This window comes from Anoxynatronum buryatiense (assembly GCF_900182905.1).
Lineage (GTDB): Bacteria > Bacillota > Clostridia > Peptostreptococcales > Tindalliaceae > Anoxynatronum > Anoxynatronum buryatiense.
In genome coordinates this window covers 32471-54074 of record NZ_FXUF01000002.1, presented here as the reverse complement: position 1 = coordinate 54074, position 21604 = coordinate 32471, and the positions used below count along the sequence as shown (strand labels likewise).

Below are 21604 nucleotides of genomic sequence, written 5' to 3'. Positions count from 1 at the left end.
TGATTGACAGCTTTATTCCGGCTTTATTCTTTTGCCCCGTGCTGCTGATGTCGATAACGGAACACCACCTGCTGTTGACAGTCAATCCCCGTGGAGAAGGACCGGTTTCCGATTTTTTCCAACACTCCCTCAAGGGTGTTTCTCCCTTCCAGCCAATCTTCCACCGCCTGCCACAGTTCAACAGTTTCCCTCACTGCTTCCTGGTACAGCTCCATGAAATTCTGGCGGCTCACCGCCTGCTGATCCCAGGGAAGGCACCAGGGTTTTCGGCCTTCATTGAGAACATCCTCGTCACCGGGCATTTTTTGAGGATAGATATTGGCCGTCATATAGCCCGGCGGCCTGAAAATGCCTTCCAGACAAGCGGTCATCCTTCTCTTCCATCCTGTGCGATCCAACAGCAGCCGGTAAATCAGCTGCATGTCTCTTGCTGACTTCATCACTCCCTTTGGCGATACCGGTATGTCATACAGATGGTGCAGCAATGGTGCCAGCCACCGGGCCATTGCCTGCATTTCCGCTTGGGGCGGTTGAATCCACCTGTGGAGAGGTATTTGATGGGCATTTGGAACAAAAAACAGATCAAGGGCTTTTTCATAGGCACTGTGATCACATTTAAACCGATACTGCTGTGCCGGATCGCCGGGATCCTCCGCAAAACCCGACCAGTAGAAAATAAAGGGATGCGTATGGGTATCAAGGGCATAATGAGCCAGATAACCCAGTATATAGGCCAGTTTCAGCTGAAAGAGCGCCTCGCCGTCTTTCAGAGACGCCAGCATTTCACTGAAAAACCGACGAATGTGATGTTCATGCATTTTTTCTCCCAGTGTCCGAAGGTGCAGGCGCTTTTCCCAGGGAACCACCCCTTCGTAAAAGAAAGGGTCTCCGCCCTGGGCCCCCAGCATAATCATTTGCGGGTGCTTTTGTGCTGCCTCCGTCATGATGCGCTTCTGTCCGCTGAAGCTTTCAAGCGCCTCTTTTACACACTGACAATGGGTAATCAGACTGGGCATGTTACCACCGATCCCTTCCACCTGACAAGTTGCCTTATTCTCCTTGTGCATTGGCTTTCTTTATGGATTGCTTCGATTATCTAATGAATGGCTTCGATTTTCAAGCCCCGACACAAAAACCGCCGGCGAGGATCACCGGCGGTGTCAGCAGCCTCATTAGACCGCCCATTTTCTGTTTTCAGTAAAGGAGATGGTGAGCCATGGCTCGTAGGGGAGTTTAAAAATGGCTTTGCTGATTTCCTCCCGGATCCTGTCTGTATCTCTCACTGTATATACCAGGGTTTTCTTGCCTGTTACAAAATCAATTTCTGCATAGAGCGTCGTTCCCACTTTACTGATCCGGCAATAGGCTTCTTCCAGCTGGTATTTTTGACGTACCTGCTGTACAATTTCATCCACCTGACGCTGCATCTCTTCATCCGGTGCCATTCTAAGCAACTCACGCATCCCGTTCCAAAGAGTGCGGGCGGGTGTTTTCACGAAAAGAGCGGTAATCATCAACAGTAACACTGGGTCTACATAAGGAATAAGGCCTGCGACAGTGGTTCGTCTCAGAAACATGGCTACGGCAAAACCGGCCAGTGTTCCCAGTGATATCAACCCATCCATTTTCCATTCAAGGGCTTCCATCTTCAGCAGACCCGAACGGGATTTTTTTCCTTTTTGGTGGAGCAAGCCATACACGGCCAGACAAAAGGCGCTGGAAATCACCGCATAGATCAACGAGTTCTCCAGGTTCACCACGCGCCCGCCGTGAAACAGGTCTTGCACTGCGAATATCATAGCCGTTACAACGATTCCCAGCATCACCAGCGATTTAATAATCATCACCAGCGGTTCCACCACAGTGCGGCCGAACTGGAAAAGATCGTCGCGCGCCTCTCCTTCCCTGGCTATGAAATTCACCGCCCAAAGAGACATGAGTGACATGCCGGTGCTCACCAATGAATAGAGCCCATCAAACATGATGATGCGTGCATTGGCCGCTATTCCCCAAATAATTCCCATGGCGGCAAAAATCAGGGTGCCGGCAATGGACAACTTCAATAATTTGCGTACTATAAATCCTTCTTCCATAAGTCACCTCAACTATTTTTCACATCTGTCACGATGTTCTTATCCAAACACTTTCAGCACAATCCTGTTGTTCATCCATCTGCTTCATCATGCGTCAGCATATGAATGACTGTCAGTCATACACGGTGCAAAGAACTGTTTCAGTCCTTTCAGGGCGTCAATGCCCGCTTGACAAAGGCCATCAGCTCCTGCTGGTAAATCAGTGCATTACTGCTGCTTTCTTCAAACAGATACACTTGCTCTGCAACGCCTTCCATCATTTCCACCACAATTTTGGCAATCATGTCAACCCGCATATCCCGTCTGATTTCTCCCTTTAGCTGGGCAGCGGCGATCCGTTCTTCCAGCCAGTGGTAATAGGGCTTGTATATTTCCTCCCATTCCAGAAAAGCACCTGTGACCGCCATGCCGGAGTAGCAAAGGCCCAGCACTTCACGGTATAAATGGGTGGTTTCAAAGGTAATGCCCACAATTTTTTCCATTTGATCAAAAAAAGTGTCCTGGGGCGAAATATGTGTTTTCATTTGGTTCAGCATGTATTGCAGCATGTTGTCGGCAATGGCTGGAATCAACGCATTTTTGGACTGATAATACAGATAGAAGGTACCCTGCGCCACACCGGCCTCCTGCACCACGTCTGACACCTTGGTTTTTTCAAGTCCTTTTTCCGATAACACTTTTATGGCTGCTTTCAAAATAAGTTCTTTTTTGCTATGTTGGCTGATGGGATCACCTTCTTTACTCAATAGCTATTTTATGACTGACTCTCAGTCATATTTTACCACCTGACTTTGCCACTGTCAAGTCTCCTTTAAATATGTTCCTATCGCGCCCGCTATCAGCCTTTCTCACACCATGACCCTTTTCCGCTTCGTTTGGCTTGATACAGAGCTTCATCCGCAAGCTTCAACGCTTCTTCGTAGACTTGATCTGGTCCTTCCAGCCACATCAAGCCACCTGAAAGCGTCACTGGCTTATGGCTGCCATCGGGAAGACTGATCGCTGCATTTTGGAGACGATTAAAGAAGTTATTCACACATTCTCTGATCGCCTGGCGATTGGAAAAATGGTGGAGCAACAACACAAACTCGTCACCCGATCGTCTCCCCAGCACCATTTGATGCTGTTTAGCAATGGTTTTCAACATCTCCACCGCATGAAGAATATACTGGTCACCTAATTGATGACCATGGGTATCGTTCACCTTTTTTAGATTATCCAAATCAAACATGAGCAGTGCTGCGGTCCCTGCCTGCTCTGCAGCCATCTGGTGTTTCAGTTCCTCCTGAAAGGCTTTGCGGTTCAAAATACCCGTTAAAGGATCGCGATCTCTGTCTGCTTTAATCTGGTTTTTCTCCAGCATTTCTGCCGTCACATCCATCACTATTCCCAGAATATCTTTCTCCCATTGCGTTATCTTAATTTTAAGCCAACAGAGTTCTCCCTTTGAAAGAACATACACATTGGGCTCACCCTCTTCCGGATACTGAAAAATGTGATCCAGCTTTTTCCGAAAGGCTGCTTTATCTTTTACTAACAGGTTTCTTTCCTCAATCTCCACATCCAATAAATGCCACAACTGATCAGTGACAAAAACGCCTTCTGAGTTCTCGCGTATTTCAAAAGCACCTATGGGCACTTCCACCAAATCAATGATCCGGGACATCCTCAAGGCAGTATCCAACAAAGAGTTATTGGCCGCTTCCATGGCCATGGCCAGTTCATCCACTTCCAGAAGCCCAGTAGCGTTTAGTTGCAGGTTTTTTTCACCACTGCTCTCCCGCACCTGTTTTGCCAGCTTTACAATAGGACGGGATACGCCATAACTGATGAAGATGCCACCCGCAATCCCAATCAAAATGGAAATCACCAAGGAGGCACTGAGGATCCGTTGGATTCGTTGCACAAAACTCAACAAACTTCCTTCCGTCATCATGCCCACTAAATACCACTCTTCTGCTTCAAAAGGAGTGTTTAAGTGATAGAGACCAATCCGCTCCAAACAAGCATAAATGGGTTCTGCACTGTCATGGTTCTCAATGGTGAACATGTTTAACTCCGAATGAACCCTGGTCAACAGTAGTGGTTCTGTTTCCCGGATCATACGCTTTTGTAAAGCACCACTGGTGATTACAGGCTTCAGATGACTCTCTTCTGATTTGCTGTAAGCAATGAGATAACCCATGGAGTCACGTCGCTGAAGATCGGTACCCGAAAGATACTGATTCAGATAATTCAGCGAAACTTCCACCCCTATGATTCCTCTTAATTCATAATCTGCATTAAACAGCGGCATGGTGTAGGTGACGATGGGCAGATCATTGGGGGACAATTGAAAAGGCAGGCTCCAGTAACCCAGTAGTCCTGCATTGAATGTAAGCGATGCATTACGATAGGGTTGGTCAAAAAAAGCACGGTTATCATCAGTCAGTTTCAGGTGGTATCCCCAAGTTTGATCCAGTGGGATTTTCAAGCTTTTTGCAAGTTCAGAAGGTCCGTGCACCATGTAAAGGTCTTTGTTGCCAACGTCATTCAACATGGGGTCATAATCCCGTATATACAGCACCGGATTACCCACTTCTGCTGCGTTCGGTTCATCCAGTATGATAAAGGCTCCAGTTGTTTGAGTGGTTCGCAGCATGGCGATCAGATCTTGGGCAACCGCATCAAAGAACTCCTTTTGCTCAGGGTAATCAGATAAAACGCCTGCGATCTGTATCAGGTAGGGATCTACATTAGTCCACCGGTTTTTCATCTCACGTTCAATGGTTTCTTTACGGTTACTGACTTTTTCAGAAAAAGACTGATAGGCATTTTCTTTGGCTCTGCTCAAAACACCACCAATAAGCATGGCTCCAGTAAACAGCAATGCCTGAAAAATAATAATAAAAATGACAAAGATCGTCAGTTTAAAATAAATGGACTGTCTGCTCCATCGAGTCTTTATCATGAAAATCGCTGCCTTCCTAATGATTCATAATCAGTGCTGCTTCCTGGATAAACTGGTGATACCATTGTTCAAATTGCTGGTCTGAAACAAGTGTTTTCACGACAGTTTCGCGGTCTTGCCCTTCAGTCACTCTTTTTTCCAGCACTTCCAGATCCCTTTGTATTCGGTTAAACAGGTGAGATTCCATCAGTTCTCGCATTTCGAAGCTTCCATCAAAAGGCCTGTTGTTATAAAACCGATAATCATCAAACATGTGCGTGGTTGTGACGAGAGACGCACGAATTGCCGGATTAATCACCTCAGTCGTCTCCAATACTTCCATCAGTACCACTTCGTCTATGGCTTCCGATTTTACTGGCAGGTAACCAGTGGAGACAGCAAAAAGAACATTTTGTTCAGGGTCAGTAAACCATTTCAAAAAGACTGCTGCTGCATACTCATGTGGCGTATCGCTTTTGGTAATACACATGCCAGCTCCCTGCTGAACTGCGTATCGCTCACCGTTTTCAAAATAGGGGTAGGGTAGTATTAATGGTTCAATGGTGCGGATATTCTGCTGACTAAAAGTTACCTCCATGGGAAAATAGGCAGCTCCTGCCGTCGATCCAACATAAGCCATTACTGTGCCGGTTTTGGCATCATCAGAGCTGAAACGACCTGTTTTCTCATAGTATCCTTTGATGTAGGGCCGATAATGGTAATCCCAGATTTTTCGGGCAGTCTCTTCTGAAAACTGCAATTGTGCCTGGTCACCTTCATATCGATACAGTTCCTGTCCCAACTGCATTCCTGCCTGTAAAAAAAAGTTGGCATTGGCATCGATCCCGAAAAAACCATTACCGGTAGTTTCGTAATATCGTTTGGCTGTTTCATATAAGCCTTCCCAGGTGGCCAGGTTTTCTTCTGTCAGTCCGTTCTTATCGGCAAAAACGTCCCAGTCAGTTTTGTTCACAAATAAGTTTTCAGATGACTTGGCAATTGGTACGATACGAAGTCGTTGATCACTGCCAATGCGTCCTTCTTCCAGAAACTCTTCGCGAAATGAGGCCAGTTCATCATCAGAAAAATAGTTTTCCAGCTCAACCAATTCAACAATTTGATGCACTCTGTGTGCATTATCTGAATAAGCCATGAAAATGTCAGGCATCCGCTGAGCTCCAATGGATTTGCTGGCCGCATCGAAAACCGCATTGGCCAGCTGTCCCACATCCCCCAGGCTCTGGGCATCCACCACAATTCCCTGCTCCATTCCCACCGTCTCATTGAATGTTGCCACCAAGACATCAAAATTGTCTTTCAAATGACCACTGTAATAATGCCATAAGGTGACGGTAACAGGTTTGGATGGATCCAGCAACGATTTCTCCTGCGTCGTCATTTGACAACCTGATATAAACAAAAAGATCAATATCACTGACAATATACTACGCCCGATCCACGTTTTACTTTTCACTGATTTCCCCCCATCATCTGCTATGATAACCGTTTCACATTATGACAGTCTTTGATATAAACGAACCTCTGAGGGACCTTCCCGAAAAGCTGCCAGCTGGGGCACAATGCGAACGAAATGCGCTGATGCATTGTGACGGTCAATGGCTGCCTGATCCTGCCATTCCTCGATGAAGGTAAATACCTGCGGATCGTTAAGATCACGATACAAATCGTAGGAAAGACACCCTTCTTCCTGCTGGCTGGCTTCAATCAAGTCTTTTGTCATGGCAATAAAGGCTTCTTCCTGTCCTTTTTTAACAGTGCTCTTGGCAACGATGGTGATCATTCGGTTCATCTCCTTTTAAAGGTTGTTTCCATTCTATCACGGATAGTCAACGGGATCATAAATGATCTGTTTGTCATGAAACATTTTTGACAACGACCGATTAAGTGACTGCTTTAATGCGCTTTTGGGGACTTGTTTTTTTGCTCATTTACTGCTGATCCACCTTGTAAATAAATCCTGTCCTTTAGAGTCTATTGTCTTCATATTTGGGTAGAACTGAAGTAGATACAAAGATCACTATAAACAACAACATGCTAAATGAAAAGGGAGGGATTTGATGAAACACAAATTCATCGCGAAAAAGTACTGGAAAGATCAAACCACCCCCATGGGCGAAGTGGACGATCTGGTGAAGCTCTACTCCAATGTGATCAACCTCAGCCTGGGCGACCCAGACCAAACCACTGACGAAGGGGTGATTCAGTTTGCCCTGCAGGAAGCACTACAGGGCCACACCCACTACACTGATTTTCGGGGAGACCCGGAACTTCGGCAGGAGATTCGGAACTTTTACCGGGATGATTTCAAAACCCTGGTGGACGACCCGGAGATCATGGTGACGGCCAGTGCCTGTCTGGCAGTTTACCTGGTACTGGAGGCCACCCTGGACCCGGGGGATGAAGTGATTCTCCCTGCGCCCTACTTCACCCCCTACTATCAGCAGGTGGAACTGGCCGGAGGTATTCCTGTTGAGCTGCCCACCTATGAGGAGGAAAACTTTCAGGTTGATCTGAAGCGTTTGGAGGCAGCCATCACAGACCGCACCCGGGCCATTATTGTCAATTCGCCCACGAATCCCACCGGTGCCGTGTTCAGTGAAGAAACCCTGCAGCTCATTGGTGATATTGCCATTAAACGGGACCTGCTGATCATCGCCGATGAGGTTTACCAGGCCTTTGTTTTCAATGGTGATTTTCAATCCCTTATCACCATCGATGATATCCGGGATCGGCTGGTGGTGGTGAACACCTTCTCCAAGGATTATCAGATGACCGGCTGGCGGGTGGGACATATGATTGCACCCAGGGAAATCATTCGTATTTGTCAGCAGATCAATGAGAATGTGGTGTTTACGCCTTCCTCTGTTTCCCAGCGGGCAGCCCTCTATGCCCTGCGCAACCGCCATACCCTGCTGGCCCAGTCCCATGAACTTTATCGGGAGCGGGTGGGCTACGCTGCCCGCCGAATTCAACAGATTCCATGGATGAGCGTTCTGGAGCCCCAGGGAACCTTCTACCTTTTTGTCAACATTAAAAAGACGGGATTATCTTCCCAGGAAGTCAGCAAAATGATCTTACATCAGGCCAGGGTTCTCACCATTCCCGGCAACTCCTTTGGAACCAGTGGGGAAGGCTACCTGCGCATTGCCTGCACTGTGAGTCAGGAAAAACTGAAGGAAGCCTTTGACCGCATTGAAAAGATACAACTGCCTGAGAATTAGTTCCCTTTTCGATGATCCCGTCCATGATAATCTGTGCGCAGGTGAGCATTTGCTCCCTCTTTGGAAGTGTATGCTTTTACATTGACGATCTCCAGTGTAACGATTTCGCCACCCGCCACTTCTCAGACCAGCGCCTTCACCATTTTCATTCGTCACCTCGAAGGACCGGCACCTAATCAAAAACCCTCCCGTTGTTGACATAAATCATCAACCATCTGCAGAGGGTTTCTGGAACTGCTTAGAATTTCTTACCGCCACCTCCGTGAGTTCTGCCACTGCTGCTGCGGTGAGTGGTGCTGCGTCCGGCACCACCGGAAGAACCGCCGCCGGAATTGCTGGGAGCTATTTTCACCCGGTTGGTGGTCTCCCTGAGAAAGCGGTCCTGAACACTGGTGATGGTGAAGCCACTGGGAGGTTGGTACGCGGATGCACTGGTTTTGGGCATCTCCCGGTGTCCGGCAGAAATGGCAATGGTAGATACGGCGGATACAATGAGGGCCGCCACAAAGATGGGCCAGTAAAGGGCCATTTGCAACAGCTTTCGACCAAAGCTCACTGGTTGCTGCGGCGTTTCCGGTTCCCGGTATTGGCCGGCGGGAACGCCCTGGCGGGCATATACATCCACCTGGTTCAAAAATGTCTGGGCTGCCGCGAAGAAGACTCCGTCGGCCAGGTGCTCCACCACTGCATCGGTGATGGCGTCAATTCGCTGATCGGTAAAGATGTCGATGGCTTCCCCGGTGGTGGAAATCCAGACCTCCCGCTCTGCCATGTTCACCAGCATCAACAGACCCGATGCCTCAGGACCGATGCCGTACCCGTTGTAGTCATAGTAATCGTCGGCAAAGTCCCGGGAGGATTTTCCAGCCACCTGATCGGTGATCACAATCACCACGTCCAGCCCATGGTCAGCTGCCAGGCTGTCGATCTGCTGCTGCAGCCCATCGATTTCTCCCTGTGACAACACATCATATTCGTCCACCACATGGGAAGATGCCAGGGCTGCCGCCCAGCTGCTGCCAATGAGAAGCCATAGCAGGGTGATGGTCAGAAGCATCTGCATGAATGGAATCCGCCTATGCGCTCTATGGGCGCCTGATTTTTCCCGGCAGAAAATCTTTTTATCATTTTTAGCCGTTTTATACAATGAGAGCACCTCCCAACACACCCAGCAACCAGACAGCGGCAAACACGACGCCGGCAAAGGTCATGCGTTTGGTGTTACTGACAGGGGCTTCGCCGCATACTTTTCCAGTCTGCCCATTGATCATAAAGAGGTATTCTTTCCCACCATACTGGTGAATCAGTACATACACCGGCAGCATGGAATAGGCATGGGCTTTTTCTTTCATGGTAAAGGCCTTGTCCCGGATTCGAAAGCTGGAATAGGTGCCTGCTTCCCGGCGCAGTTGGTTTTCTGTCTGGCTTTCCACCCGCTGGGCCATGATTTTTTCTGCATCTTCCACCGGCTTATCATATTTTTCTGCGGTGAAGCCCGACATGTATTGCAGGGAAAAATCGGTGAGGGCACTGTAATCAAAGGGTTCCACTGCCTGCATCAACTCATCGTCCAATTTCATGGAAGCATCCACCGGCACCCGTTCATACCGGTAGTCGCCTTCTCGTACCACCTGGTAGTACTTGGTATTGGTTACCCGATAATCCCCCATCACATAGCTGTTGGTGCGGGTCCCCTCGCCATCAATGCGGCCGGCCACCTGGCAGTCAAATAACCAGAAAGGGGCATACACGCCGGTGATTTTTTTGATTTCATCAGCGGTTTTAAATTCGTCGGGAGCAAATCTTTTCTTGGCGATCCATTCCCGGTAAATCTCTTCTGCCTGCTCTTTTGTCAGGTAAAAGGGAATCAGACTCTTGGGCTTGAATTCTCCGGCAAACCGGGTTTTGATAATGGTGGGGCTCTGGCAGTACAGACAGTGGGTGGCCGCCAGGGTGGCATCCGTCACCAGCTCGGCTCCGCAGTTCTGGCAGTGATACGAATCCAGCTCGGTGGCTTCATTTTCAGGAACCACTTCTGCCTCCTGACCTGCTGCATCCAACTGCTGTTTTTCAAACTCACTGAAACAATAATGGCATTTCCATTTCTGCGAAGGCGGATGGAATTCCAGACCCGCTCCGCAATTCAGGCACCGAAAGGCTTTTATACCGCTCATAGGCATGCCTCCCCCTTTCATCTGGTCATGTTAACGTATGTTATGGCTGCTTTGGAAAGGCAGTGCCGCATTCAGGACAAAAAGCGGGCGTCGATGCCCCTGGCTCCGCTTTCCATCCGCAATTGGTGCAGGCAGCTGAAGCCGCCTTGTCGTCAGGGCGCTTGGTGCCGCACTGACTGCAGAAAAGGCCGGTATTGGTATGACCGCAGCTGCATTGCCAGGTATCCGCTTCCGGTTTCTTTTTCCCGCAGGAGGAACAAAAATGACCACCTGCATTTTGATGACCGCAGGTACATACCCAGCTGCCGGCGCCGGCAGCCTGAGGCACCGGTTTCTGATTGCCGCATTTGGAGCAGAACCGGGCTTCTTCAGGCATCTGAGTTCCGCACTGACAGATCCAGTTCGAGGAAGTGGCTGCACCCGGCGTTGGCGCTGGTGTGGGCTGGGGTGACTGGGGTGGTGTGGCAGGTGCCTGCTGTCCCGGCATCATTCCCATCCCTCCGGCGGCATTCATTCCCATGGCCATGCCGGCAAAGCCCATCATGGCACCGCCCTCATTGGAACCGGCAGCTTCCAGGCCAGTGGCCAGACCAGCAGTCATGCGGGCTGCCCGGGCATTGGGATCCAACAAGATGGAATCGCTGGCGTAACGTTCCAGCAACTGATTGGTGGCATCGTCGAAGGAAATACCGGCAATCCCCACACTTTGAATGAAAAATCCCCGCTGGGAAAGCCATGATTCATCCAGCACCTTGGCCATGTACATGCCCAGCTCCATGGTTTTCATGGGAATGTCGGATACCAGCACCTGATCGGCTGACAAACTGGCCAATGCTGTGGTATAGGCCATGAGGAACTCATTGATGTACTGCTCTGCCATGTCACCGGAGGAGAGATTGCTCTTGTCTGTTTTCTGGCAGACTTCGGCATAAAACAGCAGCGGATCCATCACCCGGATGGAATAAGTGCCAAAAGAAGTCACCTTGCAGGGGACCACTCTTCCCGGCACCAGCACCCGGTCGGTATAGGACACAGGAGTTCTCGTTCCAAAACGAATGTTGGGAATTTCCTGCTTATTGACATATACCACCTGTTGCTTCAGTGGAGTGGTGCCGCCAAATTTCAGACGTTCCCAGGAGTCTTTCAGGGAATGCATAAACCCTCCTGGACGTTGAATGCTTCCCGTGCCGGTGTTGCTGATGGCCTGGGTTTCTGCCCCTTCTTCTGAACGGAAAAAAATGGAGGGTGCTTCAGAGTTGTCCACCCTGTAATAACCCGGGTCGTCGGTTCCGGCGATGATTTTACCGCCGCTCACCAGCAACATGTACACATTTTCAGGCACATGAATGATGGACCCGTTGGAGATGACATCCTCTGTGCGTTTCTTGTTGACACTGCGTTTGTCGTTTTTTCGAACCAGCACCCCATAACTGGCCAGCACCGAGTTATTTATGGTATCCGGTTCCACTGTCTCCAGCCATTGGTCTGCCAGGCCGCCGCCTGCGGCACCAGCTATTGCTTTAATAATTCCCATGATATTTCACCCTCCCTATCATGCCTGTGTCAGTGCTTCTGACGGCTCCTATTGCCGCGGCTGACGTCGGCTAACTGTTTTTATTATACCACGCAATATGTGGTGCCACACACTCAAGAACGTTTCTTTAGGACGATTTTGACTGGGACCCCGTTCCTTCTTTTCAAAATTCATCTGTACTGCCTTCCATGCTGCCTGTCACTGTCCCGGCAATTTTTCTGCCTCCAGTTCGGCCCCTTGCCTTTTTCATTGAATAAGAGTAAGATAATGACATATGCGTTATTGCACCCGCGACACACAGTTAGAGGAGGACTGGCAGTGCTGATTCAATCCATTAAGCAAGGCACCCGCAAGGGCCTTGAAACCACTTTTTTGCTGGGAAAGATCATCGTTCCCGTCTATTTTTTTGTCACTTTTTTGAGCCACACCCCGGCCATTGACTGGATTGCCCGGCTTGCTGAACCGTTGATGCGCCTCTTTAACCTCCCCGGTGAAGCCGCCATTATTCTGGTGATGGGCAACCTGTTAAATCTCTATGCAGCCATCGGTGCGATTCAGGCCATCTCTCTGACTTCTTCGGAGATTCTGGTCATCGCCCTGATGCTTTCTTTCTCCCATGCCCTTTTTGTGGAAACCGCCGTGGTGAAACAGCTCCAGGTGAGCGGACTGAAGGTCGTGGCTTTGCGCCTCACCCTGATGGTGCTGGCAGGATTGATCTATGGCACCCTGATGGGAGGTGTGCTGGGATGATGGATCTGTCAGCTGTTTTTCAGGAAGCATTTTTTGGCAGTCTGACATCTGTCTGGAACATCGCCAAAGTGGTGATGCCGTTGATGATTGTCATTCAGGTGGCAAAAGACTACCGTCTGCTGGATTACCTGAGCCGTTTCATGAAGCCGGCCACCAATTTTCTGGGTATGTCCCGGGAATCCGGCTTCCCGCTGATGGTGGGCCTGGCCTTCGGCCTTTCTTTCGGCGCAGGGGTCATCGTGCAGAGTGCCAAGGAAGGCAACCTGTCGAAAAAAGACCTTATTCTGCTTTCTGCTTTTCTTGCCAGCTGCCATGCCGTGGTGGAAGACACCCTTATTTTCGTGGCCGTGGGGGCCAATGGGTGGATCCTGCTCTCGGCCCGCCTGCTGACAGCCATTGTAGCCACCTTCCTGTTGTCGAAGCGACTCAAGCATCTGACCCACGATGATGCCACCCAACTTCAACGAGAAAATTTAAAACAGCCGGTGAGTTAGCCGGCTGTTTTCTTTTATTTTTATTCAATACCCCGGTGAAGGTGGCCTCTGGTAACACCTTCGGTTTTCAGTTGCTGAAGCAACGTTTTGTCAGTATGCAGCACTTCTCCCTTCAAACCCCGGCGGTGGAGATTCACCAGCGCCTTCACCTGTTCCGGTGTTTCTTCCATAAAGTTCAGTCTGAAAAATCCCACACCCGCTTCTACCAGTGTTGGCAGATCTTCCAACAACAGCAGCTTTTTGGAGTTCATGATTTCTGTCTGGCAATGAGGACGTCTGACAATGGGAAAAACTTCATTTTTACGGTCCACCAGAGCATAATCAGCCTGACGGCACATGTGGCAGTGAAGTGGTTTATCCATCACAGCCGCCATGACACAATGTTTCATGGCCATGACTGGCACCCCGCCGTAAACCAGCATTTCAGTTCGTTGAGGCTTCAGGTCCATTTCCCTGATCTGGCTGAGATTCAGTTCCGGTGATAGTGTGATGCGCTGGAAAGAACGTGCTTCCAAAAATCCAACAGTACTGTCGTTCACCACGTTCAGGTTGAAATCGCCCACCCAGCGGAATTCACCAAAGGCTATCATCTGCCCCACACTCTGAATCAATACCGTTTCCAGTTGTAAATCAGAAATAATATTCAAATATTTTTTCAAGTCCCCGTCCGGTGTCAGGCGGAAAATCTCTGGTATGAGCTGTCCTCCAAAGGCAGCTTCCTCTGTCAGCGCCACAGCCTGAGGCAGGGTTTCCAGGTCTTTATAATAGATCACTTCCGGCTGAAGATCCAGCAGCACTTCCAACTGATCCAGTCTGCCGGTGGCAAAGGTGAAGGCAGCTGTCCTTTCACGAACAGGCAATGCAGGGACGGTTTTCGCTGAACCGCCGGCTGAAGGCTGCAAACCCCGTTGGCTCCGGTGGGGATAGCGGCTGACCCGATGCTGGTTCAGCTGTTCCACCAGATTGCGTCGCAACTCGTTCAGGGTTTTCATGGGCACCGACAGTCCTGCCTCAAGCGTGACTTCCACATCAACAGCCTGATAAGGTGTTCCTCCCAGTTTCCCCAACTGCTGTTTCACATCCTCCTGGGTGATGGCACGTTTCAGCGCTTCCTGGGGAAATACGTCCAGAGTGACAGTTACCTGATGCACTCCGTCGGTGATGACACCTGACAGGGGCTGTCCCTTGCGAATCTTTCCTTTTACTGTAACAGGAATGGTCAGCTGCTCTTTGTGATAGGTATCCTGAAGCTGCTGCATCACCTGGGCGTCATAGGTCTTGTAAACCACCTCACCCTTGCGGCAGGCATGCTTGAAGTTCACCTGGCAGCTTTGCCCCCCATGACAGCCCTTCACCACCAGTCCATTCATTTCCAGCCGTTCCACCCTGCCTCCCACCGTCTCATCACCCCGACGCAACTGAATTTCGTCGTGATGGTACAGGTCGTCTGTCAGCTGCAGCGTGACTTTTCCAAGGGATGCATCATAGGCGGCTACTTTTCCCACTGAGTACCCCTGGTTTCCAGGAAGCGCCATGCTCATGAGGGTTGCTCCCCGCACACCCAGCAAATGGCCTCCGGTGAAGCCTCTTTGAAAAACTGTGAGTGACTTTTCCAGCCGGGCAATCAACTCCCGGGCCTCTGAAGCATCAGCCTCCCCCGCCTCCAATACTGTGGCATAAGCTTTGACGGCAGCAGCCACATACGCTGCCCGTTTCATCCGCCCTTCAATTTTCAGCGAGCAGGCACCTGCCGCCACTACTTCGTGAATGTGATGGAGGGTATTGAGGTCTTTGGGACTCAACAGATAATTGCCCTGGGGGGCCGGTATTTTTTCGCCGGTACGCTGGTTGATAAGTGTATAAGACTGCCGGCAGGGCTGGGCACAGCTGCCCCGGTTGCCGCTGCGACCGCCGATAAGACTGCTCATGAGGCATTGCCCTGACACAGAAATGCATAAAGCCCCATGAACAAAAACTTCCAGCTCCACGTTGGTTTCCTCTTTGGCCCTGCGAATATCCGCCAGAGTCATTTCACGTCCCAAAACCACCCGTTTGACACCCAATGACTCCAAAAACCGAATGTCGGCCACTGTCTGAACTGACATTTGCGTGGAGCAATGGATGGGAAGGTCCGGGTAAGTGTGGCTCACATAGTCCACCACACCCAAATCCTGAAGAATCACCGCATCCACTTCTGTCTGGTATAGAAAATGCAGATACGCTTTCAGCGATTCCCACTCATGATTCAGCACCAGGGTATTCACCGTGACATACACCGACACACCCCGAAGATGACAATAGGAAACTGCTTCCTGCAGCTCTGTTCGGGAAAAATTGCCGGCGAATTTTCGGGCGCCAAAGTCCTGTCCGGCCAGGTAAACGGCATCTGCCCCATTTTGAACTGCCGCTTCAAGGGCTTCCCAGTTTCCCGCCGGAGCCAGTATTTCATAAGCCTTCGGCTGAACATCCAGCTTTATGGCGGCTGGCGGTTTTAAGATTCTCTCCGCCTCTTTATCGCTGCTTATACGCTCAAAAACAGGCCTTTTATCTTCACCTTTTACAGGTGAAGGCATCTGCGTTTTTTTATCTTGAGGATTTTTGTTTTGAAGTTTTTTATCTTGAGTCTTTTTTTTATTTGGTTCTTTCTCCTGTCGGGGACGGGTGTCTCTTTTTCCTGCTTTTTTCATATGGTTGCACTCCTTCTGACCTGCTGAAAACATCGGCGTTTTTTCTTTTAAGCTTATTGCTGCAAAGCTCATCACTTCAAATCGCATTCCTTCAGAACCCAAGACCGCATTACCCCAGATCTTCAGCTTCAAAGTTGCGGCTTTAAAGAATCCAGTCACTAACTGACACTGCTTTTATTATAACCTGCCGGTCTCTAAAAAACACAAAAACCCGCGCAAGATTTCCAAAACTGTTTTCATTCCTTTTTTTCTTGACAAATCAAAAAGAGATCCTATGCCATGGGTAACATACCGACGGTCGGAATGATGAATAAGAAATATGTCTAATAACTATCCCAGATTCATAAAGGAGATTTCCCGCTGGTGGGAGGCAAAGGTGCCAATCTGGGAGAAATGATGGGCCGTGCCTTGTTTTTTCTGCTGTTATTTCTCATGAGTCCGCGGGCTATTCCACAGGAGGCTGTATTAAAAGCACGCCTGACAAAAGCTGAAAAACAACCATTTCAATGACTATGTTAACATCGACTTCAAACAAATAATTGTCATATAACCGTATTTATCATTGACAAATCCTTGACATCATGCCAAACTGATAATAGGTCGTGTATTTTGTCAGGAGGAGTCCCATGAAGCACTACGAACTTGAAATTGCCGGTTTGAAACGCCGCCTGCCCATTGTCCAGGTATCCGATGAAATCGCCCTGGCCAGTTTTGTGATTCTGGGAGACCAGGAACTGGTGGCTGCCGCTGCACCCATCATTTTGGAAAAACTGCCGCAGGTGGATTATCTCATGACCGCCGAAGCCAAAGGAATTCCGCTGGTGCATGAACTGTGCCGCCTGCTACGTCATCCATACTATGTGGTGGCCCGCAAAAGCCTGAAGCCCTATATGGAAGAGGCAGTCATGACCGAAGTGGTTTCCATTACCACCCAGCAAAAACAACATCTGTACCTGAATGGATCTGACGCGGCCCTCATCAAAGGCAAACGGGTAGCTCTGATTGATGACGTTATTTCAACAGGAGAATCTTTAAATGCCCTGGAACGACTGGCCACGGAAGCCGGTGCCCAGGTGGTGGCCAGAGCCGCCATACTGGCAGAGGGCTTTGCCGCTGACCGGGATGACATTCTTTTTCTTGAAGAACTGCCCTTTTTCTCTGTCGAGGGTATTGAGTGACTTCGACACCTGTTCACTTTTTTATTTGCTGAGCTGTTCCACATCTACAATGATCCAGATCCCATACATAATACCTTTATCATCTTTGCCGTCTCAACCCAGCGGCCCTCTTCTTGTTATCCTCACAATGGTTTCACACTTTCACCCTCTGTATATTACCTAAAAACTTCCGCGATTGCTTGAAGAACCAGTACTTTTGTGTTCTTCTTTTATTCAGCCGATCTCGCCCCCGCTTTATCATCATCAGGGGTATATAATGCTTTTGCCATATTTCCTATCCCACGGCTTTTTTCACTTGCTCCTACTTAGCATTCACTCATTCAAAATGCTTGCTCACCGCACTCATTTTTGTAAAAGGAGGTGCTCTGCCCCTTTATCCGTTTACCACTGTCTCTGTTATACGAAGAAAAAGTCAATCGGAGGTTATTAGATGAAAAGTATTAAAACAAAACTCATTCTTTTCTTTTCGCTGATCATGATTCTCATATCCGTCTCTTTTGGGTTCATCGCCTTACATACAGCAACCAACACCATTGTCGGCGAAGCCGAAAGAACATTGGAAAGCTTGGCATCAGAAGGCTCTCGATTAATCGAAAGCCGTATTGGCGCAATGCTGCAGCAGGCTGAATCAGTGGCTGCCATTCCCGATATCGCTTCAATGGATTTTGAGCTTCAACAACCCATACTGGAACATCTTGTGGATGAACTGGATGTCCTTTCCTTTGCGGTGGTTCATCCAGACGGCACCACTTACACTTATGATGGTGTTGTCATCAACCTGGGAGACCGGGACTATGTGCAGCGTGCTTTCAACGGTGAGTCTGCCATGTCTGATCTCACTGTGGCCCGTTCCACCGATGAACTCTCCCTGCTGTATGCTGTGCCAATCAACCGCCAGGGAAGAATTGTCGGTGCGTTGGTTGCCAGAGCAAGCGGCGATGCCTTAAGTGATCTAATTGTAGATATGGGCTACGGAACGCAAGGATACACCTACATGATTAACAACGAAGGTGTCATTGTGGCCCACATCGACCGAGAGTTGGTGTTGGATCAAATGAATGCCATTGAGCTGGCCAAGGAGGACTCATCTTATGAGTCTGCTGCCCAGTTGATGCAGCAAATTCTGGCAGAGGGCACCGGTGTCAGCACTTACAGTTTCCGGGGAAATGATCTTTATTCAGCTTACACGCCTGTGGATGGTACCGAATGGACCATTGTTATGACCGCTTTAGAGGAAGAAGTGCTGGAAGCTTTGCCGGGCTTTCGAAATAACATTCTACTCACTGGCATTGTGATGCTTCTCATCGGCATTGCCATTGTGTATTTCATTGCCGGCTCCATTACCAAACCGCTGGTTCGGTCTGTAGAAGTTGCCAACCGAATCGCAGCACTGGACATTACTGATGATATTCCTGAATCATTTCTTAAACGCAATGATGAAATTGGCACTCTGGCCCAATCTTTCCAGGTAGTGGCAGAAAATCTGAGGGAGTTTGTCAAGCAAATTACCTACACTTCACAGCAGGTGGCTGCTTCTTCTGAAGAGTTAACAGCCACCAGCCAGCAGTCCAGCACTGCTGCAGACGAAGTCGCCAGAACCATAGAATCCATCGCTAAAAGTGCCAGTGAACAGGCTCAAAATACCGGAGCCGGCGTGACCAAAACCAATGAGATCAGCGAACTCATTGAAGCTGCGCTGCGATCCATGGGTGACATAAATGCCGCTCTGGAAAAGCTCACTTTGCTGAAAAATGACGGTGCTGAAATGATTAAAGCACTGAATGTCAAGACCAAAGACAGCCACGATGCCATGCAGACCATTTTCAACAGCACCCGGGAAACCAATGAAAGTGCTGAAAAGATTGGCGAAGCCAGTCGTTTAATTCAGAGCATTGCAGAACAAACCAATCTATTGGCACTCAATGCAGCCATTGAAGCCGCAAGAGCCGGTGAAGCCGGAAGAGGATTCTCTGTCGTTGCCGAAGAAATTCGAAAGCTGGCAGAACAGTCAACCGCCTCTGTGCACGAAATCAATGCCATGCTGGAGAAATTGCAGGAAAACTCCCGTGGCGCTGTGGATGTGATGCAGGGAGTCACCGGTATTATTCAGGAGCAGGTGGAAAGTGCCGATGTCACCGAAGAGAAGTTTGAAGGAATCGCTGAACAGGTGGAGACAGTCAAAGCCATTGTCAACACATCAACAGATGCAGTCAGTCAAATGAATCTTAAAAAAGCAGAACTGGAAGAAATCGTGCGTTCACTGGCAACCATTGCCGATGAAAATGCCGCCGGTACCGAAGAGGCTTCCGCCTCTGTTGAAGAGCAGACAGCCTCCATGGCAGAAATCGCCAACTCCAGTGAAATGCTGGCTCAACTGGCCGTGGAAATGCAGGAAAGTATCAGCAAATTCAAATACTAAATCGTTACCAATTGAAACAGAACAAGCCGGGATCAGCAGTTTTCTGATCCCGGCCTTTTTTAGTGATTTTCATGACACCTCTTTCGGTGATAATGAACTCCACCTGCTTTTAAGATTCCACTTCTTTATCTTCTTGAAGTACTTTCAGAACCGTTACTCTTTTGATTGCTGTCACCTAAAGATTAATACCCGCAAAATAACCTTCCCGAATGGCCATCTCCACGGTGCGCGGCTTGGATGAATCGCCGATGATCTGACATATGGGTGCTGTTTTCCAGAAGGAATCCGCCAGTTCTGTTCTTGCCTTCATTCCAGCGGCTAGAATCACATTGTCCGCTGCTATCTTTTGTTCTCCCTGGGGCAGTTTACACACAACGCCCTCTATTGAAACAGCTTTGCATTGGGTATTGGTAAATAATGTCAATCTACTCTCCTGCTCCATTTGTGTCATGATATCATCCCGGTGACTTTTAGACGCATCAGGCGCCATTTCATCACGCATTTCCACAATGGTCACCTGTTTGCCCATCCTGGCCAAATGCAGCCCCGTTTCACAGCCAACCTGACCACCACCAATCACCACCACTGTTTCTCCCAGATGGTCTTCTTTTCCGTAGGAATGGATGGCGTGAATGGCACTGTCAATTCCGGGAATGGACGGCACTAAAGGTTCAGCCCCAACTGCCACAACAACAGCTTCGTACCCTGCTTTTTTGATCTCTTCAGGAGATATTTCTCTTCCCGTGATGACATTCACTTTGCTTTGCCTGATCTGCTGAACCAAGTAGTCTCTAAAGCCTGCAAGAGAATACTTGAAGTCGACGCTGGTGGCAAATTTCAATGCGCCGCCAAGATTGTCTGTCTTTTCAAACAGTGTCACATTATGGCCTCTCTCAGAAGCTGTGAGGGCGGCGAACATGCCGGCAGGCCCGCCACCAACAACTGCCACCCGTTTCAGTTCATTGACTGGTGGAATCATGTGACCCAAATGATGCATTATTCCAATGGTTGGATTGACAGAGCACTGGAAGTAATGCCCAAACACAGTGCTGTCATGACAGCGCATGCATTTTATACAGGGAACCACATCAAGTTCTTTTCCGGCAAGACTCTTGGGAATCAACTCAGGGTCTGCAATCAATGCCCGGGACATGGCCACAAAATCAGCTGTTCCTTCAGCAATTATCTGATCTGCATCTGCCAGATTGCCGATTCCTCCGATGGCTGTTACATGGGCATGAATGCTGCCTGAATTTTTAAATGCCTTTGCCAGATAAACATTGGGATTGGGCGGCAAGAAATCGCAGGGGTGAGTTCGGCACATCAGATCGGGCGTCACCATACCACAGCTTGCCTGAACCATATCCGCATACTGTTGGAATGCACGGGCGATTTTATTTCCCTCATTCAGATCAATGCCACCCTCTTTAAACTCATCTGCCGACATGCGAATATCAATGAACAGACTGTCTCCCACCCGCTCTCGAATGGCTTCAAGTATTTCCAGTGGATAACGCATTCGATTTTCAAAACTGCCACCATATTCGTCGGTGCGATGATTGGTAAGGGGTGACAAAAACTGGGCTATCGGGATAGCATGTCCAAAATGGAGAAATAAACCGTCAAATCCCAGTTCCATCAATTTTTCAGCTGCATGAGCGTAGCCTTCCTTGTAACGCATCATTTCAGGAAAAGGAATTTCTCTACCCGGTGTCAGCCCGTCCATGAGCAGTCCACCGTTGGATGCCACATAACCGTCATCAAAAATACCAATGAGCTCCATGGAAGCCTTGGCGCCATAAAAATGAATGCGCTCGGCCAACTCTGCCAGTCGATTCATGGCATTATGCCGATATAAGTCCCAGCCTGCATGCTCGCCGTCATCCACCACCGGCAATACCTTTGCCCCCGCACAAACAACTATGCCGGCACCTGCTCTGGCCCGCTGCACAAAAAAGTGCATGGCCGCCTCGTCTGGATATATTTCACCATTGGAAGCAGAATGAAGGGTTACTGGTGCAGCGATAATTCGATTTTTAATCAGATGTCTGCCGACACGAATGGGACTCATTAGATGTTCGTATCTCATGATGCCCTCACCTCT

At 49.1% G+C, this 21604-nt stretch carries 17 protein-coding genes; 6 read left to right on the top strand and 11 right to left on the bottom strand.

Going from position 1 to position 21604, the window contains the following annotated elements:
* Window positions 1-23 precede the first annotated feature (23 nt).
* From QOL74_RS03005 to QOL74_RS02980, 6 genes are all read right to left on the bottom strand, one after another.
* A complete protein-coding gene (locus QOL74_RS03005) occupies window positions 24-1016 on the bottom strand; it encodes a zinc dependent phospholipase C family protein (RefSeq protein WP_283407960.1) in 993 nt (330 codons plus the stop codon).
* A 156-nt stretch (window positions 1017-1172) separates the two neighbouring features.
* Window positions 1173-2093, bottom strand: a complete 921-nt coding sequence (locus QOL74_RS03000; RefSeq protein ID WP_283407959.1) for a cation diffusion facilitator family transporter — start codon at window positions 2091-2093, stop codon at window positions 1173-1175.
* Window positions 2094-2242: 149 nt separating this feature from the next.
* Window positions 2243-2770 (bottom strand): TetR/AcrR family transcriptional regulator, encoded by a 528-nt coding sequence (locus QOL74_RS02995; RefSeq protein ID WP_430383849.1) that lies wholly within the window; start codon window positions 2768-2770, stop codon window positions 2243-2245.
* A 161-nt stretch (window positions 2771-2931) separates the two neighbouring features.
* On the bottom strand, window positions 2932-5043 hold the full coding sequence (locus QOL74_RS02990; protein WP_283407957.1) for a sensor domain-containing diguanylate cyclase: 2112 nt from the start codon (window positions 5041-5043) through the stop codon (window positions 2932-2934).
* Between the two features lie 16 nt (window positions 5044-5059).
* A complete protein-coding gene (locus QOL74_RS02985) occupies window positions 5060-6421 on the bottom strand; it encodes an extracellular solute-binding protein (protein WP_283407956.1) in 1362 nt (453 codons plus the stop codon).
* 114 nt (window positions 6422-6535) lie between these two features.
* Window positions 6536-6823, bottom strand: a complete 288-nt coding sequence (locus tag QOL74_RS02980; RefSeq protein WP_283407955.1) for a putative quinol monooxygenase — start codon at window positions 6821-6823, stop codon at window positions 6536-6538.
* Window positions 6824-7100: 277 nt separating this feature from the next.
* On the opposite strand from QOL74_RS02980, the gene QOL74_RS02975 reads away from it, so the two are divergent.
* The gene (locus tag QOL74_RS02975; protein ID WP_283407954.1) at window positions 7101-8264 is read left to right on the top strand and encodes an aminotransferase class I/II-fold pyridoxal phosphate-dependent enzyme; all 1164 of its coding nucleotides are present in this window, start codon (window positions 7101-7103) and stop codon (window positions 8262-8264) included.
* A 238-nt stretch (window positions 8265-8502) separates the two neighbouring features.
* Here QOL74_RS02975 and QOL74_RS02970 read toward each other — a convergent pair whose 3' ends face one another.
* From QOL74_RS02970 to QOL74_RS02960, 3 genes are all read right to left on the bottom strand, one after another.
* Entirely contained in the window at window positions 8503-9327 is an 825-nt protein-coding gene (locus tag QOL74_RS02970; RefSeq protein WP_283407953.1) for a TPM domain-containing protein, read from the bottom strand.
* Between the two features lie 76 nt (window positions 9328-9403).
* A complete protein-coding gene (locus QOL74_RS02965) occupies window positions 9404-10438 on the bottom strand; it encodes a TFIIB-type zinc ribbon-containing protein (RefSeq protein ID WP_283407952.1) in 1035 nt (344 codons plus the stop codon).
* Between the two features lie 40 nt (window positions 10439-10478).
* Window positions 10479-11972, bottom strand: coding sequence for an SPFH domain-containing protein (locus QOL74_RS02960; RefSeq protein ID WP_283407951.1), 1494 nt, complete (start codon window positions 11970-11972; stop codon window positions 10479-10481).
* A 318-nt stretch (window positions 11973-12290) separates the two neighbouring features.
* Here QOL74_RS02960 and QOL74_RS02955 point away from each other — a divergent pair, with 318 nt between their 5' ends.
* Together QOL74_RS02955 and QOL74_RS02950 are read left to right on the top strand one after the other, a co-directional pair.
* A complete protein-coding gene (locus QOL74_RS02955) occupies window positions 12291-12722 on the top strand; it encodes a nucleoside recognition domain-containing protein (RefSeq protein WP_283407950.1) in 432 nt (143 codons plus the stop codon).
* A complete protein-coding gene (locus tag QOL74_RS02950) occupies window positions 12719-13216 on the top strand; it encodes a nucleoside recognition domain-containing protein (protein WP_283407949.1) in 498 nt (165 codons plus the stop codon). Before QOL74_RS02955 ends, QOL74_RS02950 begins: the two co-directional genes overlap by 4 nt.
* A 20-nt stretch (window positions 13217-13236) precedes the next feature.
* Here the strand turns inward: QOL74_RS02950 and QOL74_RS02945 are convergent, their stop codons facing one another.
* Window positions 13237-15903 carry a U32 family peptidase gene (locus QOL74_RS02945; protein ID WP_283407948.1) on the bottom strand — a complete coding sequence of 889 codons (2667 nt, stop codon included), beginning with the start codon at window positions 15901-15903 and terminating at the stop codon, window positions 13237-13239.
* Between the two features lie 363 nt (window positions 15904-16266).
* On the opposite strand from QOL74_RS02945, the gene QOL74_RS02940 reads away from it, so the two are divergent.
* The 3 genes from QOL74_RS02940 to QOL74_RS02930 all read left to right on the top strand — a co-directional run bounded on the left by QOL74_RS02940 (window position 16267) and on the right by QOL74_RS02930 (window position 19500).
* A complete protein-coding gene (locus QOL74_RS02940; protein WP_283407947.1) occupies window positions 16267-16413 on the top strand; it encodes a hypothetical protein in 147 nt (48 codons plus the stop codon).
* Between the two features lie 116 nt (window positions 16414-16529).
* Window positions 16530-17081 (top strand): phosphoribosyltransferase family protein, encoded by a 552-nt coding sequence (locus tag QOL74_RS02935; RefSeq protein ID WP_283407946.1) that lies wholly within the window; start codon window positions 16530-16532, stop codon window positions 17079-17081.
* A gap of 430 nt (window positions 17082-17511) precedes the next feature.
* Entirely contained in the window at window positions 17512-19500 is a 1989-nt protein-coding gene (locus tag QOL74_RS02930) for a methyl-accepting chemotaxis protein (protein ID WP_283407945.1), read from the top strand.
* 175 nt (window positions 19501-19675) lie between these two features.
* Here the strand turns inward: QOL74_RS02930 and QOL74_RS02925 are convergent, their stop codons facing one another.
* On the bottom strand, window positions 19676-21589 hold the full coding sequence (locus tag QOL74_RS02925; RefSeq protein ID WP_283407944.1) for an FAD-dependent oxidoreductase: 1914 nt from the start codon (window positions 21587-21589) through the stop codon (window positions 19676-19678).
* Between the last annotated feature and the right edge of the window lie 15 nt (window positions 21590-21604).

Excerpts from the sequence above, each read along its gene's own strand:
- QOL74_RS02985 (WP_283407956.1), bottom strand. The coding sequence starts at position 6,421 with ATGACGACGCAGGAGAAATCGTTGCTGGATCCATCCAAACCTGTTACC.
- QOL74_RS03005 (WP_283407960.1), bottom strand. The coding sequence starts at position 1,016 with ATGCCCAGTCTGATTACCCATTGTCAGTGTGTAAAAGAGGCGCTTGAA.
- QOL74_RS02935 (WP_283407946.1), top strand. The coding sequence starts at position 16,530 with ATGAAGCACTACGAACTTGAAATTGCCGGTTTGAAACGCCGCCTGCCC.
- QOL74_RS02930 (WP_283407945.1), top strand. The coding sequence starts at position 17,512 with ATGAAAAGTATTAAAACAAAACTCATTCTTTTCTTTTCGCTGATCATG.
- QOL74_RS02965 (WP_283407952.1), bottom strand. The coding sequence starts at position 10,438 with ATGAGCGGTATAAAAGCCTTTCGGTGCCTGAATTGCGGAGCGGGTCTG.
- QOL74_RS02945 (WP_283407948.1), bottom strand. The coding sequence starts at position 15,903 with ATGAAAAAAGCAGGAAAAAGAGACACCCGTCCCCGACAGGAGAAAGAA.
- QOL74_RS02925 (WP_283407944.1), bottom strand. The coding sequence starts at position 21,589 with ATGAGATACGAACATCTAATGAGTCCCATTCGTGTCGGCAGACATCTG.
- QOL74_RS02990 (WP_283407957.1), bottom strand. The coding sequence starts at position 5,043 with ATGATAAAGACTCGATGGAGCAGACAGTCCATTTATTTTAAACTGACG.
- QOL74_RS02970 (WP_283407953.1), bottom strand. The coding sequence starts at position 9,327 with ATGCAGATGCTTCTGACCATCACCCTGCTATGGCTTCTCATTGGCAGC.
- QOL74_RS02960 (WP_283407951.1), bottom strand. The coding sequence starts at position 11,972 with ATGGGAATTATTAAAGCAATAGCTGGTGCCGCAGGCGGCGGCCTGGCA.
- QOL74_RS02980 (WP_283407955.1), bottom strand. The coding sequence starts at position 6,823 with ATGATCACCATCGTTGCCAAGAGCACTGTTAAAAAAGGACAGGAAGAA.
- QOL74_RS03000 (WP_283407959.1), bottom strand. The coding sequence starts at position 2,093 with ATGGAAGAAGGATTTATAGTACGCAAATTATTGAAGTTGTCCATTGCC.
- QOL74_RS02975 (WP_283407954.1), top strand. The coding sequence starts at position 7,101 with ATGAAACACAAATTCATCGCGAAAAAGTACTGGAAAGATCAAACCACC.
- QOL74_RS02950 (WP_283407949.1), top strand. The coding sequence starts at position 12,719 with ATGATGGATCTGTCAGCTGTTTTTCAGGAAGCATTTTTTGGCAGTCTG.